Raw genomic sequence first — 17,579 nt, forward strand, 5'->3', positions numbered from 1 at the left:
GTAAGTGATTTATAGTAAGTTTGTATTATCTTTAAATTAAGATATATGGTCTGGCGAGTTATATTCTAGTCGTTATTTTTATTGGCCTGTTCTTGTTTCAATTTATCAGGAGTCACGTCATCGCCGTTTGGATCATAGATGGTTGCATTCAGCAGAATGTCGTTGACCGAACCGCGAAAAGTTTGCAGATATTCCTGGCGAAGACGAACCTGTTCCTCTTTCTCCATCTCCGTCAATCCGCCCTCTTTGGCTTTTCTTGAAAGTTCATTTATTCTGGTCAATGTTGGGATAATCATCTTGATCTCTCCTTGTGTTATGGATTAAAGATATTTGTCGGTTGCTGTTTATATTTAAATTAAATATCTTAAATTAAAGATAAATGATTTGTGAGCGGTTGTCAACTCTTTTATAAAAATTAAAAAGGGCTAGCTCCGCAGTAATTTCACTTACTACGAACCTAGCCCTTCACATATTTAATTCATTAGCCCAGCTTTTGACCACAATTCGGACAGAAGTTGGCTCCTTCATTTTTGGCTCCACAGTTCGGGCAGAAGTTTGGCTTCTTGTTGCCTTCTGTAGATGAAGAGTTACCTGAATCACCGTTGCTATTTCCCGCTGGTTTCTGATCGTTATTCTGATTCTGAGACGAATTGGAATTGTTGTTCTGATTCTGGCCTTGGCCTTGATTCTGGTTCATGTTTTTCATCATTTCATTGGCCATGTTCATGCCCATCATCATGCCCGCCATATCCGAAGCTGCGCCGCCGCCTTGTACTTTACCGGATGCGATGCCGTCTGTCATGCTGACCTGCTGATACTTTTGCAGATTACCAACCATCTCATGCGAAGCGGTCTTTGTAATCATATCCTGAATCTCTTTTGGATAATTGAAGCTCATCACCTGAAAACCGGTAATCCCAATCCCGATGTCCATCATCTGCATATCCAGATCTTCCTGAATACCTTTGGCAATATCCGATGCATTGGCCTGCAGGTTGAACATATCCTTCCCTTCACGGCTAATCCACTTCATTAGAAGCTGATCCAGCACGGAAGTGATACGGATTTTGACATCCTCCACCAGATAACTTTGTTTGATGCCTGCAATCTTATCAATCAGGGTCACATAGTCACTTACTTTAAAATTAAATGTGCCGTTGGCCCGAATCGGCATCCCGCCGGGGAGTTGTGGTGTTGGAATCAACACCGGACTTTGTGTGCCCCACCGCACGGTGAACTCTTTTGTATTTACAAACAAGACTTCGACCCGCATGCCGCTGTTGAATCCAAATTTGAATCCTTTTAATGTAGAAAGAAACGGAATGATCTCGGAATCAATATTGAACGATCCTTCGTCCTCGAAAATGCCTTCCACTTTACCGTTATTCAAGAAAATGGCGTCCTGACCGGAACGGATGATCAGTTTACTCCCCTTCTTGATCTCTCGGTTGCTCCACTTCCAAAATATCATGTCATCTCTGAACTCTTCCCATTCCACCACATTCGAAAATTGATTTCTGAAAAATCCCATACTAATTCCCATCCCTTCTATTAGTAAGCATTGTGTGTCATCATGCCTGCGTTAAGTTATTGCGAGTGTCCGTGATGCTAGAAAGATCGGCTGCTACCGCTATGGGAATGGCCACCTCGGGTGGTTCCTCCACCGCCGCCTCCGCCACCGTTATTATTGTTCTTCTCAATCTTGCGTTTGGTGACCGTTGTACGAATGTACCGATCCTGACGATCAATTACACTGGAATTACTGGAATCCTCATACGTTGCACGATTTACAGTAACTCGCCCGCCAGAACGATGGGTCATTACACCAACTACAATTCCTCCGATTGCCACGGATACAGCAAGTTGAAACCACGTCTTAAAGAGGATATTATCCGGGTTTACCCCGGGCTTAAGATCCATATATTCGTAGGAGAGCTCCAAATATTTTTCAAAAGCCAATCTATAATTTCCATCCGATACATCTGGGGCAATTTTGGCCGTAATTTTATCGGCTCTGCCATTATCGATGTACTCTTCCCCTTTGTAAAAACCAGCCAGATACATCTTCCGATTGTACATGTCTATTGTAAGAATAACTGCGTTTCCATGCGTTTTATCGTAACCAAATCCCTGATCGTCATAAAAGTCTTCGGTAAGCAGTTTTTCACTTTTATGCTCCTCATTATTGGAGGTATAGATTACAAAGTCCGTCTGCCGTTCCGCGCCATACTGACTTGCAAGTACATTCAGTTCACTTATCTCCTGCTCACTCAGCAGGTTGGCCTCATCGTAGATGAGATTTTTGTTCTCCGCTGCGGATGCCGATGACATGGGAATCAACGGAGCGACAAGGGTGATCATAAGTAAAATGAGCGTAGCCATCACGGCCAGAGGGGTTCTTTTTCTCATAAGAATCCACCTCCCATCATCCAGGAAACCAGCTTCAGTGACAACAACGAGACCGCAGAGACTCCTGCGAACCATCCTGCCACTTTAGCTTTGCTGATCGGTGGTTTGCCGACCACTTTTCCTGTCTGACCATTCATGGCAAAGGTATACTGTGCCCGATTGTAGTCATAGTTGACCATCCACACCGGGAGCAGCACATAGTCTGCATTTTTGAGCGTAGTATCAATCTGTTTGTCCGTGTAGCTCACGCTGGTATATCCGGATACAGTTGAGGCAATATAAGAATCAATGTACGATCTCGTTTTATCCTTGGCCCGTGGAAAAAGTTCCTCGTCCGTATAACTGTATTTTTCCGCAATGTACCCCGCCAGATACGGGGTCTTGAACAATTTCAGTTGATTATATGGAAAAGGCTCAAGCTTATCCATCAGTTCATCCTTCATTTTCTCCGATGCATCGATGGGCAGGTTCACGTAATTCAGCCGAATCCGGCGGTATATATCGAAGTGCTGTGTTTCCGTGTAATGGTAGTCGCCCTGGGTGTAGGATCTGACCTTGGTGCCACGACCATGCACTTCGATTTTGTTATGTAACTCGTACAACCAGAACGGCACGTACATGCCGGTAATGCTCTGAATCCGATCGGCGGACATGAAGCCACTTGGCGTTAACAGGCCATTTCTGCACCACTTTTTGAAAGCCTGCTTGGCTTGATCCTTGTTGATCGAAAAGGGAATCACCATCGCAGGGGCCAGATTGCCCGTCAGCCGATCACTGAGTACAACCGCTGCACCGCAGAAACTGCACGTCGTCGCACTGGTCTCCGGCTCCGTGACAATGTCAGCTCCGCAGCTGTTACAGTGGTATTCCTTGACCTCATTCTCCGTGAACACTTGTCTCTTCAAGGGATCGGGGATCTGCTCTATGTTGTCCTGGCGGCCGCAGCTGGGACAGGATAATGCACCTGACACACTGTCAAAGATCATGCCACTGCCGCAATTTGGACATTTATATTCAATAACCGGCATCTGCTCACCTCAATGTTAACGAAATATGATTCTAATTGACACTGTATAACTTCGCTGGCAAAACAACCTTCCGATCGCTCTTAAGGGCGAAGTGTTTGCTTCCGATGCAGCTTTCTTTCAGAAAGCTTTTAGCTCCGCTTCTTCAGCTCATTTCTGCCTCTACGTTGTAGTCTATATGTTAAACTCACTTCTTCAGCTTTTCCTGAATCGCTGCGAGTTCTTCCTCCGCACTTGGCGACGCATTCTCATTATTACCCGCATCTGAGTTCATGTCCCTCTCCAACTGGGCGATTAATTCGTCCAAATCATCTTCCTGTGTCCCAGCACGAAGTTCTGCCAAAGCCTCTGCTTCGTTCAGCGCCTGATTCGCCTTATCTTCCATGGCCTTCAATGCAGCATCAGCTCTGCCCGTAGATGTATTCCGTTCATTGGCCTGTTGTTGCGCCTTCGCATCTGCGATGCGACCTTTCAGTTCTGCATGCCGCGCCTCCAATTGCCCTAGATCTGCAACCAGTTTATCGTTCATATGCTTCATCATCTTGGCTTTGGCGGAAGCACGTTCATAGGCGGCTTGTAATTCATTCAATTTGTCAGTCAGCTTCACTTTCTTCTCCAGAAAACCACGTGCCTTGTCTTCGTCTCCCGACTCCGCTGATTTTTCCGCATACCGCTGTAACTTCTTGACCTCGGCGCTGCACTCATCCAATGCTCGCTTCGCCCGGCTCTCATCCGACAGCACCGCTGTCGTTTCAGCCTTCACCTGACCCAGATCACTGCTCAGGCTGCGCATATATTCATTCACACTTTTCTCCGGGTCTTCCGCCCGAGACAACATGTGGTTCACATTGGCCTTCATCACGTCTCTAAACCTCGATAAGATTCCCATTACTTGTTCCTCCTCCGAAAAGTTCATATGTATACTATAATACATGAATACGCCCACATACGTTTCACATTTCACGATGGCAAGTGGAGTTACTACGATCCAAAGTCGGGTAATGATGGAGTATAAAAGAAAAGACGAACACCTATAGTGTCGCCTTATGACCTTGTATAAACACACAAAAACTCAAGTACTAATCCTTTCTCGCAATCCACAAATCCCTACCTAAATCTATGGCTCGACCGGAAGGCTCTCCACCGCTGTGAAAAACACATCCAATAATTCAACGTTATACGTTTTATGGACGTATTCGGTTATTAACGCCACATCCGCTTCCCTCTGATACTCAAGACATGGACGGCCTTCACTCCACAGCACCCTGCACGGGAACTTCCCGACAACATCCTTAATGATGTGATCCGGCTCAGCTACTTTATGAATGTCTCCCATATGAAATTTCCTCATTTCTCTATACTTATCGTGTGCAATTATGCATTAATTTTGAAATACATAACGATTCGATTCAGTGCATTTCATCACATTCCACTCGGAGAGTTATGAAGGCATAACACACAGGCATTTTGCAGACACAACAGGGCTGGTTCCCCCATAGGTGCCATTCCTTCGCAAGTTGGCTATAATAAGGGGATCAAAGTTTTCTATAAAGGCAGGAAAAATATGCGTACACGAGTTCACTTTATTGCTCCCTACGAATCGATGATTCCTATTATACAAGAGTGCATTCCTCGCTTTCCCCAGTTAACCATTCAGACGGACGTGGGCGACTTGGCGAACGGTGTGGAATTAGCAACTCAAGCTGAGAAAAACGGTGCAGAGATTATCATCAGCCGCGGCGGAACCGCCCAACTCATTAAAAAAGCAGTGACCATTCCCGTCATTGATGTGCAGTTATCGGGCTATGATATGATTCGTTCACTTACACTGGCAAGCCAGTTTAACGGCCAAACAGCCATTGTTGGCTTCTCCAACATCACCTCTGGTGCACAATCGATTATTGATCTGATGGATCTGCCCCTCAAGGTCTATACCATACATAGCTCGGAAGATGTCGCCCGATTACTTTTGGAGTTGAAAGCTTCCGGGTACCGACAGATTGTCGGAGATGTGATCACCGTCAACACCGCGAAGACCTATGGTCTGGAGGGATTGTTAATCCAATCTGGCCAGGAATCCATCCTTAGAGCGATGGAGGATGCACAGTTGGTCTACCGTTATTTGAGCAAAAATCATGCGATATCGATCATCCTGAATGACCTGGTTACACGGGAACATCCCAATTTGCTTATTTTAAATGAACGGAATGAAGTTGTATTTGAGAACCTGACCGATTTTGAGAAAAATCCGCTGACCGATAATTACATATATCTGACCAACACCAGCCTGGATTTCCATCAATCCCAGATCCAAAATGTGTTCATGGTGGACGATTACCAGCTCACGGTTAACGCCTATGAAACGACCCTGGACAACAAGAACTACAAGGTATATATGCTGGAAAAAGGACAACCCTATGCCTTTGTACAATTCGGCATAACAACGTTTACGGACGCATCGATGGAGCCTATCGTTGCCGAATCCCCTGCCATGCAGGCGGTATTACAGAACATTCAGGCACTCTACGAGAATCATGAACCGATCTATCTGCGGGGTGAAGCAGATTCCGGTAAATCTTTTCTGGTCAAACATATTCATCAGATGTACTCAGGTGGCGGACTCTTATTACAGATGGATCTCTCGCAAGTTCCGCCCGGTCATTTGCACAAGATACCACTCGCCAAGGTTAGAAATGTAGAGATTAACCACATGGAAACACGTATGGAAGATCCGGAGTTGCTCGCCTTTATCCAGAGCTGCCTTCAAAACCAGATTGGGGTGTTTATACTCGGGGAACAGATAATGAACCCGCAGTGGTCACTTGATCTGGAGCTTAATACAATCATGATGCCAAATCTTGCGGATAGACCAGAGGATCTGGCTCCACTGATGCAGCATTTCCTGACGGATTACTACCACAAATACGGAACTACTGCGGTGAGAATCAAAGAAGATGCTCTACAGCTGATCCAAGATCAGATCACACATATGAATGTCAACCAGCTGAAACAGCTGATCAAGCAGGCTGCACTCAACGAACAAGATTATGTAATCACCACGGCTACCTTGTCCCGCTTGCTGGATCAGCAACCTTCTTCAAGCCCAATGAAGTTGGATGGTACGCTGAAGGAGATTGAGAAAGAAGTTATTCAGTTCGTGCTTCAGGAGGAAAATAATAATCAATCAAAGGCCGCAGAGCGTCTGGGGATTAACCGGGCCACATTATGGCGTAAACTTAAAGATTAACTTTAAGTTTGCGTCTTTTTTATCGCCTTTATATGTTGCATTTTTAAACAGTTAACCGAGTTCTTAAAATTTACAATAATTTATTGTTGCTATATTAAACGATATGGGATAATATAATCCCTGCAAGCGCTTCATAAAAACGATTACTTCATAAGGAGCTACTACTATGAACATTAAAGCAACTTTAGATCGCATCCCTGGCGGTATGATGGTCGTTCCCCTGTTACTTGGTGCAACCATCAATACATTCTTCCCGAATGCCCTGCGCATTGGCGGATTCACGGAAGCACTTTTTGTCAACAGTGCCAGCACGTTGATTGCCCTGTTCCTGTTCATTGCGGGTACACAGATTACGTTTAAAACAGCAGGTTCCTCTGTCGGCAAAGGTTTGACCTTGCTCACGTTCAAATGGGTGATTGGTGCAGCCCTTGGTTTTATCGCTATTTTGTTCGCGGATTCAAATGGGTTATTTCTCGGCCTGGCCCCGCTTGCCATTATTGCTGCAATGACTAACTCCAACGGTGGTTTGTACATTGCTCTCGCCGGCCAATACGGGAAAGAAGATGACAAAGCAGCCTACCCTTTCCTAGCACTCAGTGATGGTCCTTTCCTGACCATGGTAGCGCTCTCCGTCTTTGGTGCGATGGGTTTTGCGAACGGTATGTTTTCCCCAATGGCCTTTGTCGCGGTATTGCTTCCGCTTATCGTTGGTGTCATTATTGGTAATCTGGACCGCAATCTGGGGGAATGGCTGCATAAAGGCAGTGACAAACTTGTTCCGTTCTTTGCATTTGCTCTGGGTATGAACATTAGCTTCTCCTCCATCATTCAAGGTGGTCTTAGCGGAATTTTACTGGGTGTGTTAACCGTGTTATTAACGGGCGGAATCGGTTTCCTGCTCTTTAAAGCCATCGGCTGGAACCCCATCGTGGGTGCTTCCGAAGGTTCAACAGCCGGGAATGCCGTAGGTACACCTGCTGCCATCGTGGCTGCTAATGCTTCATTTGGCCCAATTGCCGAGATTGCTACGGTGCAAATTGCAGCGAGCGTTGTAACAACAGCCATCCTGTTGCCGATCTTCATCGGGTTCCTCTCCAAACGACTGGAGAAATCAGGCGGAGTCGAGAAATACAATCAACGACCAACCACATAAATGGGTATCACCTGATTTAATGTGATTGATCTGTGCTTAATGGATGATCTGAACGGACTTTTTATTAAATTGTGCTTACAAGGAGGGATGACTGCATGAAATTAGCCATTATTGCAGATGATTTGACCGGTGCCAATGACAGCGGGGTGCAGCTTGCCCGTCATGGCTTGAAGACCAGTGTTCTTTTTAATATAGATGAAGGCCCTCTTACACGTTACGATGCCGTCGTCTTTGATACAGATAGTCGTTCCATATCTTCGCAGGAAGCGTATGACCGTGTATATCAGGCTGCTGAATTGCTGACGAACAACGGATTTGAGACGATTTTCAAAAAAATGGACTCCACCATGCGCGGTAATATCGGCATCGAGATTGATGCTGTATATGATGTCGTAAAGCCGGACTTTATGATGATTGCCCCGGGTTATCCCAAAAATAACCGGACGATATTGGAAGGAATCCACTACCTGAACGGCGTTCCGCTGGCAGATACTGAAATTGCCCATGATCCGAAGACACCTGTAACGATTTCCTACCTTCCGGACTTGTTGAAACAACAGACCAAGTACGAAGTTGGCGAAATCACCGTCGCCGATCTGGAAGCCGGGCAGAATCATATTCGCACCAAGCTAGAGCAGTTGAAAACAAATAATATCCCGTATGTAATGGTGGACTCCACCGAAGAAAGACATCTGGAACTGATTCTGCAGATGACTCGCGAGTTGGAGTATACCTTTACTTGGGCAGGTTCGGCGGGCATTGCCAATTACCTCCCCGCACATTACGAGTTGGAATCCAGAGCTGCGTCACTTGATATCCCGGAGAATTCCGGTCCAATTCTAACGGTGGTTGGCAGCGTGAACAAAAACTCCCGCGAGCAGCTGCATCGCTTGATGCGTAAGTCCCGCGTTGCTTCAGTCTCCTTCCATTCCTTCAAAGCGGTATCCGCAACCGCAGACCGCGCGGAAGAGATGGAACGTGTCTATAACGAGGTCCGAGACAAAGCGCTGGAAGGACAAGATGTTGTCCTCTACTCCACCGCTGAACAAGTGGATATCGAACTGGCACGAGCAACGGGCGAAGTTCGTGGTCTCAATCACACGGAAGTCAGTAACCAAATCGTACTCGCGATGGGTGAGATCTGTGCCAGACTACTGGAAGAGGGACTTTTCAAAGGGGTATCCATGACTGGCGGCGATACGGCAAAACAAATCTGTCTGAAATGGAATATTAGCGGCTTCGAGCTGCTGGATGAGCTTGAAATCGGCGTGCCAATCTCCAAGTTTATAGGGATTGATGATCTGCATGTGATTACCAAAGCAGGCGGATTCGGTAAACCGGATGTCTTTATCCATGCGATTCAAAAATTAAAAGGGGGTATTCTCGTATGAAACCTACAATTGGAATTACGATGGGCGACGCAGCAGGTATTGGACCGGAGATTATTATGAAAGCACTGGGTCATCAAGAAATGTACGATCAGTGCAACCCGCTCGTTATCGGTGATGCAAAGATTCTGGAGCGTGTGTTGCCAGTCATCGGTTCAAGTCTGAACGTTAACGCGATTCAAGAGCCTTCTGAAGCCAAGTATGAATTCGGTACTGTGGATGTGATTGATCTGAACCTCGTTCCTGCGGATCTGGAATATGGTAAAGTATCTGCCGTGGCTGGAGATGCAGCATTCCAGTTTCTCGCCAAAGCCATTGATCTTGCCAAAAAACAGCAGATTCACTCCATCTGCACCGCGCCTTTGAACAAAGAAGCTCTGCATCAAGGGGGGCACCTGTATCCAGGGCACACCGAGATTCTGGCAGACCTGACGGATACACAAGACTTCTCGATGATGCTGACCACGCCTAATCTGCGCGTTATTCACCTGACAACACACATGGGTCTGATCGATGCCATTGCAAGTATTAACCCGGAAAGAACCTACACCGTCGTGAAGCTTGCTCATGATACGTTGAAAAAAGCAGGCTTTGAGAATCCGCGCGTTGCCGTATGCGGAATCAATCCTCATGCCGGAGAGAACGGCTTGTTCGGTAATGGAGAAGAAGAAGAGAAACTTCAGCCCGGTATCGAACGTGCACAGAAGGAAGGCATTAACGTCGTTGGTCCACTCCCAGCGGACACACTCTTCTTCCGCGCTGGTCGCGGTGACTTCGATATCGTCGTAGCTTGCTACCACGACCAAGGCCATGCACCGATCAAGGTAATGGGCATTGAAGAAGGCGTGAACATCACTGTTGGCCTGAAAGGCGGCATCATCCGTACGTCTGTTGACCACGGTACGGCCTTTGATATCGCTGGCAAAAATATCGCCGATGATAAAAGCATGCTGGCTGCCATTCGCTCTGCTATCGAGCTGGCGCCGAAGGATCAGGGATAACATCAAGATTCATTCGGTACATGCGTGAGTCTGATCGTAAGATTAATTGTATTCGTATCGGTATATATTCGTTATTCGATAAATAGAAGGAAAAAGGCAAACCCTCTGTAAGTTCAAGGGTTTGCCTTTTTGTATATCGTCCACCCATTTATCCAGACCAATAGTCTTGGTTGGTATTATGGCCATCAAACATATGCTAAACTGATCATAATAAGCAAGTAAAGTGAAGAACTCCTGTAAACCTGCAGTACACATCGATTACGTGAAGTTCACACTGACTTTAAATGATAAAAAGGAAGAGATTTAATGGGACGAAAACAATCTTTTACTGAAACAGAGCTACTGGACACAACTAAAAAATTAATACTTGAGCATGGCTATGACGGTTTTCATCTCAAGCTGCTCTCACAGCATCTGTCCGGAGCCCGGAGCACGATATATCAATATTACGCGAATAAAGAAGAGATCGTCGCTGCTTGTATGAAGCGATCAATTGCAACCGTATTAGAGAATTCATTAGCCATTGATGAGACTGATCCAATGGATGCTCTTGAGCAACTGCTTCTGATCTACGCAGAAGAATCTACGCTCCATCAACTTCTGGGAGATGCCAGTAAAATTAATACAACTAATTCTGCTGCGGCAGCGAGAGATCTTGAATTTATTGAGGAAGCACATAGGACCCTAAAAATTCAATTATCACGCTTGTTTGAACGCGCTCAGCAGGATCAAGCCCTGCGACAAGATATTCCTCTACCTGTACTTATTGGTGTTTTTTTTAACTTAATTAATACGCCTAATATGCTAAATATCCCTACGCCTGATTGGGGAAAGTTGCTGTTCCAAATGTGGATCGGAGGAGCCAAGAGCTAACTTTATTCTTGGCTTTAATTTGACACAAGTGTCATTTATATCGTTTAATTATATAAACCACGTGGCTGTACCTCTAATTTGACACATGTGTCAATAAAAATGAAAGAAGGAGTTGAACAGATCATGTTTTTAGCGATGAAGGAGTTAATGCATAGTAAAATGAAGTTTTTAATGATTATCATTATCTTCGTACTAATGGCTTGGTTGGTATTTATTTTATCCGGTCTGGGAAATGGATTATCTACGCTAGCCGCATCAACATTCAAGACTATGAAGGCTGATTATGTCATCTTTGAAGAAGGAGCTCAGTCTTCCATGAGCAAGTCACTGCTGTCAGATCAACTGGTGGCGAAGGCGGAACAACTTCCTAATGTGGATGCTGCATCACCTATGGGAAGTACGATGGCAACGGCACTGAAAGAGAATAGCACCAAGAATGAAGATAAGGTAGATATAGCGATTATAGGAATTGACCCAGGAAGCTTTTTGGAACCAGCTATTGTAGAAGGTGAAAGCCTGTCTTCCGAGAACCCTACGGGTGTCGTGGTGAATTCAACCATGAAAGATGAGGGCTATCAACTTGGGGACACGTTTCAACTGGATGGCACGACGGAATCATTGACTATTATCGGATTTGTGGAGAATCAGACGTATAACCACGTTGCATCCGTATTTACCCCAATGGCTGAATGGCGGAAGATTGCCTTCGCGGCTCCAGGTTCAGATAAAGGAATTGCCGGACCGGTTAATGCGATCATGTTACAAGGGGAGAATATTGATCCAGAAGCTATAAATAAAGAGTTATCCAGCACGGATACAGTTACCCGGTCGGAAGCTGTGCAAGGCATGCCAGGGTACAAAGAGGAGAACGGAACTATTCTGATGATGCTTGCATTTCTACTAGCGATCTCTGCATTTGTACTCGGGGTATTCTTCTATGTCATTACGATGCAAAAAACCAACCAGTTTGGCATTATGAAAGCGATAGGTGCTAGTAACCGTTTCTTGGGAAAAGCCATTATCTCGCAAGTGTTTGTACTTTCGCTGACCAGTATTGTTGTTGGAATCTTGCTGACTTATGGGACAGCAGCAATTATGCCAAAAGGAATGCCATTTAAGCTGGAAACCAGTCTTGTCTTCAATTATTCTATTATCTTGCTGGTTATTGCTATGTTAAGTTCACTGGTATCTGTTCGTAAAATTACTAAGATTGATCCGCTTAAGGCGCTCGGGAGGGTTGAATAATGAGTAAGGGACTGCACATGCGGGAAGTCACCATGTATTATGCCGAAGGAAACAATCAAATCACTGCACTCGATCATGTATCCATATCCGTGGAACCGGGGGAGTTTGTTGCTGTAGTTGGACCTTCTGGTTCTGGTAAAAGTACATTCTTATCTATTGCTGGGGCCATGCTGAAAGCCTCCGAAGGAGATATTCAACTAAACGGAAATCATATTTCGAAGCTTACGGAGAAAGAGCTATCTAATATAAGGCTGCACGAAGTTGGATTTATTATGCAATCTTCAAATCTAGTTCCCTATCTAAATGTTCTGGATCAACTGCTAGTTGTAAAAAGGATGGCCGGGACGATTAAAAAAGAGGATAAGGTATTTGCCATCAAGCTGCTGGAAGAACTGGGGCTGGGTTTGAAGTTAAAAAGTTTTCCCGAAGAGTTATCCGGTGGTGAGAAACAACGGACAGCCATTGCTCGTTCTTTAATGAATAATCCCAACATCATCTTAGCCGATGAACCAACCGCCAGTTTGGATACCAAACGAGCCCATGAAGTGGTTAGTCTAATCGCGCAAGAAGTGAAATCACGCCAAAAAGCGGCCATTATGGTTACCCATGATGAGCGTATGCTTGAATATTGTGACAGAGTATATCGGATGTATGATGGCGGTTTGTCCCTAGCTGAATCGTAAATATATGGACCAAACAATATACCATTTCTCTTCTCTATTCTTTCTTTTATAAAAAGCTTCTATTCAGAAAAGAGTAACATGTTAAGTAGATTTTAGGTCTGTCCATCACTCTCCTCGTCCCTCTCACTCTAGGCTCCCAAGTGGTTCGGGTCTCTCACCCACAAGCATAACTTCACGCTCGCTCTGCGAATGTCTGCTTCGGCGATATGCACTTGGTGACATTCCGTTCTGTTTGTTGAAGATGCGATTGAATTGGGAAAAGCTTGTAAACCCACACTGTGCAGCAATATCTGTGATTTTCTCACTCGAATTCAGCAGCATTTGCTGGGCATTCCGAATACGGGTCATCTGCACATACTCTGTGAAGGTGAAGCCGGTAACCTTATTGAATTGGCGAGACAAGTGATGGGCACTTACATAAAAGCGCTTGGATACCTCGTCCAAAGATAAATCCTGCTGATAATGGCTGTGAATATAAGAGGCAATGGCATACATGCGCCTGGACATCGTTGATCCAGTCTCTTCACGCACATACCCGTTCTCTGGTGAGTAACGATGAAGAGCGCAGAGAAACTCCACGAACTTGCTATGAATCATAACCGATTGAAGGACAGAAGGCTGCTGCGATATAGCAAAAATATCATTGATCGGCGCGAGGACTTCCTTGCGTCTTTCTTCTGTAAATCGGAATATCGGGACCGGTTTATTAAAAATCGAAAACAGCTCGGTGTAACCGCTATCAAGACCAGGTGTATTACGTGGCATGGCAAAGGTGATCATCAATCGTTTCGGCGGAGCACCCTTCGGATATTGCGTTTTATGCAGCAATGAAGGCCGCAACAGAACGATATCCAGAGGCTGGATCTCATATAAACTGCCTTCAATGATGTGCGCAGCTGTGCGATCGAGAAGGATACAGATTTCATAGAAATCATGGAAATGCTGAAATTCCATATTCAGTTCATGGGAGCGCTCGTCATAATCCAGATGATAAAAAAGTGAATCTCCAGGCTGGTTCACATGGATCGCATATCCTTGCTCGTATGCCAAAACCGATGGTGTCATGGACATGCCCCCTATCCTGATTCTAATGATTTTATTTTAGCATGAAATGCAATAAAAAGACGTTATTTTCAGCATACAATACATAGTTTCGCCCATTTCTCTTTTGTTATGATAGAGTTGATATGTTAGCGCTTGCAGTATTATCACTCCAACAACGACTACAGCCTGTACTTACTACTAACCAAGGTGGGAAACCAACATGAAAATGAATTCCTTATATACTCGAATCCATACCATTGTGAAACACTTGGAACGTGCACGACTAACCTCAAAGACATATATCCCTGAGCTTTATCATAAAGAAAGTGGATACCACTCCTGGGAACTGGTGCATGAGGACCCTTCCTCCTGGAACGTATTCCGTAAGGGTGATGGCTGGGGTGGCAAAGATGTACACAGCTGCTTTAAAACCCGCATTCGAATTCCGGATCATCTGGAAGGAAAAAAGGTCGTGTGTACCATCGTTACTGGTGCTGATGACATCTGGAATTACGATAATCCGCAATTCTTAGCATTCCTCAATGGGGAACTGATCTGCGGTCTAGACGTGAACCATACGGAAATTGACCTGACACCCGCTGCGGCAAAAGGTGATGAATTCGAACTGGCATTATATGCGTATTGCAGTACGTCTGCTGCGGATGTTTTTCTAAATGTATATATCGCCGAGCATCATCAGCAAGTCTCCGATTTGTATTATGATCTCAAGGCTGCGCTGGAAGCTGCGGATCTGCTGCGTGAGGACGATCTGGAGCGGCTGAAGTTAGTCGAACATCTGAATAAAGCCGTGAATTTGCTGGATTTGCGCCAGGAAAACAGCGCAGAATTCCATGCGTCGGTACTGGAAGCGCGCCGATATCTGCAAGATCATGTCTATGGTGATATCCGCCCTGCCGGTGATCACATCCCTACCGTGCACTGTATCGGACACACGCATATCGATGTGGCATGGCTGTGGACGCTGGATCAGACTCGGGAGAAGGTCATTCGTAGCTTCGCGAGTGTATTGTATCTGATGGACAAGTTCCCGGAGTATACCTTCATGTCCTCTCAGCCCCAGCTGTATGCATACCTGAAAGCAGACTACCCATCCCTATATGAAAAAATCAAAGAAAAGGTGGCCGAAGGCCGCTGGGAAGCGGAAGGTTCAATGTGGCTGGAAGCCGATTGTAACCTGATCTCGGGTGAATCCATGATTCGTCAGATTATATACGGGAAACGTTTCTTCAAGGAAGAATTCGGTGTGGAGAACCGTGTGCTCTGGTTGCCGGATGTATTTGGTTATAGTGCAGCGATGCCGCAGATTATGCGCAAGAGCGGCATTGATTATTTTATGACAACCAAAATTGCCTGGAATGATACAAACCAGATTCCAAACGATACGATGTACTGGAAAGGAATCGACGGATCAGAGGTCCTGACCCACTTTATCACAGCAACAGACTATGACAAACATCCTGATTTCAGGCAGCGCCGCTTCGAAACGACCTATAATGGACGATTTAATGCTTCGCAAGTGAAAGGCACGTGGCAACGATACCAGAACAAAAACATCAATGCAGATGTCCTGCAATGTTTCGGATTCGGAGATGGCGGCGGTGGACCAACCGAAGAGATGCTGGAGCATGGCAGACGACTTGATGTCGGATTGCCGGGTGTACCTGCGGTGAAACGTACCTTTGTACGCGAGTTTTTCGAGAAGCTGGAGCAAAATCTGGCGGATGTTCCTTCCGTCCCCCGCTGGTCGGGTGAGCTGTATCTGGAGTATCACCGGGGGACCTACACGTCCATGGCGCGTAACAAACGGTACAACCGTCATAGCGAATTTGCGCTGGCTGATGCCGAGCTGTATGCCATGATTCATCGTCATTCGAATGCACAGGCGGCCTATCCAACCGATGCACTGGAGCATGCATGGAAGCTGACGATGCTGAACCAGTTCCATGATATTCTCCCGGGCAGCTCCATTGAGCAGGTATATGTGGATTCCAAGGAGCAATATGAAGAAGTTCTGCGTGTCACGGATGAGCTGAAAGACAGTGCGCTGAACGGCATTGCAAGCCAAATTACATCTGATGGCGAAGCCATTGTGGTATTTAACACGACCGGATTTGTACGGACGGATGTGGTTGAACTGCCTGCTTTTGCGAGAAAAGTAACCGTCTATGATGGAGATCGCCCTGTACCAAGCCAGCGGACTCCCGAAGGCGGACTTGTGTTCCTTGCAGAGAACGTGCCTGCATCCGGGTATAAATCCTTCCGAATCACACCAGATCTGACAGACGAGCTTGTTGCGGGCGTATCGGTTGCACAGTGGGAAGCAGATCGGCGCCACATCCATACACCTTGGTACGATATTCACCTGAATGAAAGTGCCGAGTTCACATCCGTATGGGACAAGCTGGAGGGCCGTGAGCTGCTTCAGTCTGGCAAGCGTGGTAACGTGCTGCAAGTGTTCGAGGATCGACCTGCGGAATACGAGGCATGGAACATTGACGATTATTATGAACAGCATATGTGGGAGATTAATGACCTGCAGTCGCTGGAGTGGGTTGAAAGCGGGCCGGTACGTTCCGTGCTTCAAGTGAAGCGACAGTTCCTGGACTCGATCATTGAGCAAACGATCATCTTCTACGCGCATACACGCCGGATTGATTTCCGTACGTTTGTGGACTGGAAGCAGGAGCATTTGCTGCTGAAAGCCGCCTTCCCGCTCGATATCTGGAGTGAGAAAGCAGTCTACGAAATCCAGTATGGCAATGTTGAGCGTGCTACCCACCGTAATACGAGCTGGGATCAAGCCCGATTTGAAGTATGCGGGCAGAAGTGGGCCGATCTGGCGGAGAACGGGTACGGTGCTGCTCTGCTGAACGACTGCAAATACGGATATGATATTCATAACTCGGTGATGCGACTGTCACTGATCAAGAGCGCAACGTACCCGAATGAAAATGCTGACAAAGAGCAGCACGTATTCACCTACGCGCTCTATCCGCATCAGGGTGACTTCCGTGAAGGGCGTGTCATCCAAGCTGCTTATGATCTCAACCGTCCGCTGGTTGCCCGTGAAGTAAGTCCGCAAACCGGTACGTTGCCGAGAACATGGTCAATTGCATCGGTCGATCAGGATAATGTCGTGCTGGAGGTTATCAAAAAAGCCGAGAACAACGATGATATGATCATCCGAGTCTATGAAGCACATGGCCGCCGCAGCCGTGCTTCCCTGCAATTGCCTGGGGGAGCAGGTGCTACGGCGTACGCGTGTGATTTGCTCGAGAATAACGAAGCGGAATGCGCCGTGGAAAATGGTCGAATTTCTTTTGATATCAAACCGTATGAGATTCTGACCTTCCGTATCCCTGCTGAACAGTAAACAGAAATTACGCAACATGAAAAACTGCAACATTGCTTAATATGCTTCAACAATAAAGCAATAAAGGGCTGCCTCCTGTCATATCTGACATGAGAGCAGCCCTTCATTGGTCGTTCT

General features: G+C 46.1%; 15 protein-coding genes. 8 read left to right on the top strand and 7 right to left on the bottom strand.

Annotation, left to right across the window (positions count from 1 at the left end):
- Positions 1–65 precede the first annotated feature (65 nt).
- The 6 genes from J2Z28_RS19335 to J2Z28_RS19360 form a co-directional block, all read right to left on the bottom strand.
- A complete protein-coding gene (locus J2Z28_RS19335) occupies positions 66–296 on the bottom strand; it encodes a DUF896 domain-containing protein (RefSeq protein ID WP_076329630.1) in 231 nt (76 codons plus the stop codon).
- Positions 297–481: 185 nt separating this feature from the next.
- Positions 482–1,531: an SPFH domain-containing protein gene (locus J2Z28_RS19340; RefSeq protein ID WP_211083799.1), complete on the bottom strand. Its 1,050-nt coding sequence runs from the start codon at positions 1,529–1,531 to the stop codon at positions 482–484.
- Positions 1,532–1,608: 77 nt separating this feature from the next.
- A complete protein-coding gene (locus tag J2Z28_RS19345; protein WP_211083801.1) occupies positions 1,609–2,409 on the bottom strand; it encodes a TPM domain-containing protein in 801 nt (266 codons plus the stop codon).
- Positions 2,406–3,437 carry a TFIIB-type zinc ribbon-containing protein gene (locus J2Z28_RS19350; protein ID WP_211083803.1) on the bottom strand — a complete coding sequence of 344 codons (1,032 nt, stop codon included), beginning with the start codon at positions 3,435–3,437 and terminating at the stop codon, positions 2,406–2,408. Before J2Z28_RS19350 ends, J2Z28_RS19345 begins: the two co-directional genes overlap by 4 nt.
- 184 nt (positions 3,438–3,621) lie before the next feature.
- Positions 3,622–4,323 (bottom strand): PspA/IM30 family protein, encoded by a 702-nt coding sequence (locus J2Z28_RS19355; RefSeq protein ID WP_211083805.1) that lies wholly within the window; start codon positions 4,321–4,323, stop codon positions 3,622–3,624.
- Between the two features lie 228 nt (positions 4,324–4,551).
- On the bottom strand, positions 4,552–4,770 hold the full coding sequence (locus tag J2Z28_RS19360; RefSeq protein ID WP_211083807.1) for a hypothetical protein: 219 nt from the start codon (positions 4,768–4,770) through the stop codon (positions 4,552–4,554).
- A 228-nt stretch (positions 4,771–4,998) separates the two neighbouring features.
- Here J2Z28_RS19360 and J2Z28_RS19365 point away from each other — a divergent pair, with 228 nt between their 5' ends.
- The 7 genes from J2Z28_RS19365 to J2Z28_RS19395 all read left to right on the top strand — a co-directional run bounded on the left by J2Z28_RS19365 (position 4,999) and on the right by J2Z28_RS19395 (position 13,024).
- A complete protein-coding gene (locus tag J2Z28_RS19365; protein ID WP_211083809.1) occupies positions 4,999–6,681 on the top strand; it encodes a sigma-54-dependent transcriptional regulator in 1,683 nt (560 codons plus the stop codon).
- Between the two features lie 166 nt (positions 6,682–6,847).
- Positions 6,848–7,834: a 2-keto-3-deoxygluconate permease gene (locus J2Z28_RS19370; RefSeq protein WP_211083811.1), complete on the top strand. Its 987-nt coding sequence runs from the start codon at positions 6,848–6,850 to the stop codon at positions 7,832–7,834.
- A 95-nt stretch (positions 7,835–7,929) separates the two neighbouring features.
- Positions 7,930–9,225 (top strand): four-carbon acid sugar kinase family protein, encoded by a 1,296-nt coding sequence (locus J2Z28_RS19375; protein ID WP_211083813.1) that lies wholly within the window; start codon positions 7,930–7,932, stop codon positions 9,223–9,225.
- The gene (gene pdxA / locus J2Z28_RS19380) at positions 9,222–10,223 is read left to right on the top strand and encodes a 4-hydroxythreonine-4-phosphate dehydrogenase PdxA (protein WP_211083815.1); all 1,002 of its coding nucleotides are present in this window, start codon (positions 9,222–9,224) and stop codon (positions 10,221–10,223) included. The genes J2Z28_RS19375 and pdxA overlap by 4 nt, the downstream gene beginning before the upstream one ends.
- Before the next feature lie 306 nt (positions 10,224–10,529).
- Positions 10,530–11,096: a TetR/AcrR family transcriptional regulator gene (locus J2Z28_RS19385; protein ID WP_211083817.1), complete on the top strand. Its 567-nt coding sequence runs from the start codon at positions 10,530–10,532 to the stop codon at positions 11,094–11,096.
- A 123-nt stretch (positions 11,097–11,219) separates the two neighbouring features.
- Positions 11,220–12,341, top strand: a complete 1,122-nt coding sequence (locus J2Z28_RS19390) for an ABC transporter permease (protein WP_211083819.1) — start codon at positions 11,220–11,222, stop codon at positions 12,339–12,341.
- On the top strand, positions 12,341–13,024 hold the full coding sequence (locus tag J2Z28_RS19395) for an ABC transporter ATP-binding protein (RefSeq protein ID WP_211083820.1): 684 nt from the start codon (positions 12,341–12,343) through the stop codon (positions 13,022–13,024). The genes J2Z28_RS19390 and J2Z28_RS19395 overlap by 1 nt, the downstream gene beginning before the upstream one ends.
- A gap of 123 nt (positions 13,025–13,147) precedes the next feature.
- On the opposite strand, the gene J2Z28_RS19400 is transcribed toward J2Z28_RS19395, so the two are convergent.
- Positions 13,148–14,089: an AraC family transcriptional regulator gene (locus tag J2Z28_RS19400; RefSeq protein WP_211083822.1), complete on the bottom strand. Its 942-nt coding sequence runs from the start codon at positions 14,087–14,089 to the stop codon at positions 13,148–13,150.
- 199 nt (positions 14,090–14,288) lie between these two features.
- Here J2Z28_RS19400 and J2Z28_RS19405 point away from each other — a divergent pair, with 199 nt between their 5' ends.
- Complete coding sequence (locus tag J2Z28_RS19405) at positions 14,289–17,462, top strand: alpha-mannosidase (protein WP_211083824.1); 3,174 nt, start codon at positions 14,289–14,291, stop codon at positions 17,460–17,462.
- The last annotated feature ends 117 nt before the right edge of the window (positions 17,463–17,579 follow it).

Origin of the sequence: Paenibacillus xylanexedens (assembly GCF_017874615.1) — a bacterium.
GTDB lineage: Bacteria > Bacillota > Bacilli > Paenibacillales > Paenibacillaceae > Paenibacillus > Paenibacillus xylanexedens.

Coding starts and splice junctions, on each gene's coding strand:
- J2Z28_RS19335 (WP_076329630.1), bottom strand. CDS start 296: ATGATTATCCCAACATTGACCAGAATAAATGAACTTTCAAGAAAAGCC.
- J2Z28_RS19340 (WP_211083799.1), bottom strand. CDS start 1,531: ATGGGATTTTTCAGAAATCAATTTTCGAATGTGGTGGAATGGGAAGAG.
- J2Z28_RS19345 (WP_211083801.1), bottom strand. CDS start 2,409: ATGAGAAAAAGAACCCCTCTGGCCGTGATGGCTACGCTCATTTTACTT.
- J2Z28_RS19350 (WP_211083803.1), bottom strand. CDS start 3,437: ATGCCGGTTATTGAATATAAATGTCCAAATTGCGGCAGTGGCATGATC.
- J2Z28_RS19355 (WP_211083805.1), bottom strand. CDS start 4,323: ATGGGAATCTTATCGAGGTTTAGAGACGTGATGAAGGCCAATGTGAAC.
- J2Z28_RS19360 (WP_211083807.1), bottom strand. CDS start 4,770: ATGGGAGACATTCATAAAGTAGCTGAGCCGGATCACATCATTAAGGAT.
- J2Z28_RS19365 (WP_211083809.1), top strand. CDS start 4,999: ATGCGTACACGAGTTCACTTTATTGCTCCCTACGAATCGATGATTCCT.
- J2Z28_RS19370 (WP_211083811.1), top strand. CDS start 6,848: ATGAACATTAAAGCAACTTTAGATCGCATCCCTGGCGGTATGATGGTC.
- J2Z28_RS19375 (WP_211083813.1), top strand. CDS start 7,930: ATGAAATTAGCCATTATTGCAGATGATTTGACCGGTGCCAATGACAGC.
- pdxA (WP_211083815.1), top strand. CDS start 9,222: ATGAAACCTACAATTGGAATTACGATGGGCGACGCAGCAGGTATTGGA.
- J2Z28_RS19385 (WP_211083817.1), top strand. CDS start 10,530: ATGGGACGAAAACAATCTTTTACTGAAACAGAGCTACTGGACACAACT.
- J2Z28_RS19390 (WP_211083819.1), top strand. CDS start 11,220: ATGTTTTTAGCGATGAAGGAGTTAATGCATAGTAAAATGAAGTTTTTA.
- J2Z28_RS19395 (WP_211083820.1), top strand. CDS start 12,341: ATGAGTAAGGGACTGCACATGCGGGAAGTCACCATGTATTATGCCGAA.
- J2Z28_RS19400 (WP_211083822.1), bottom strand. CDS start 14,089: ATGACACCATCGGTTTTGGCATACGAGCAAGGATATGCGATCCATGTG.
- J2Z28_RS19405 (WP_211083824.1), top strand. CDS start 14,289: ATGAAAATGAATTCCTTATATACTCGAATCCATACCATTGTGAAACAC.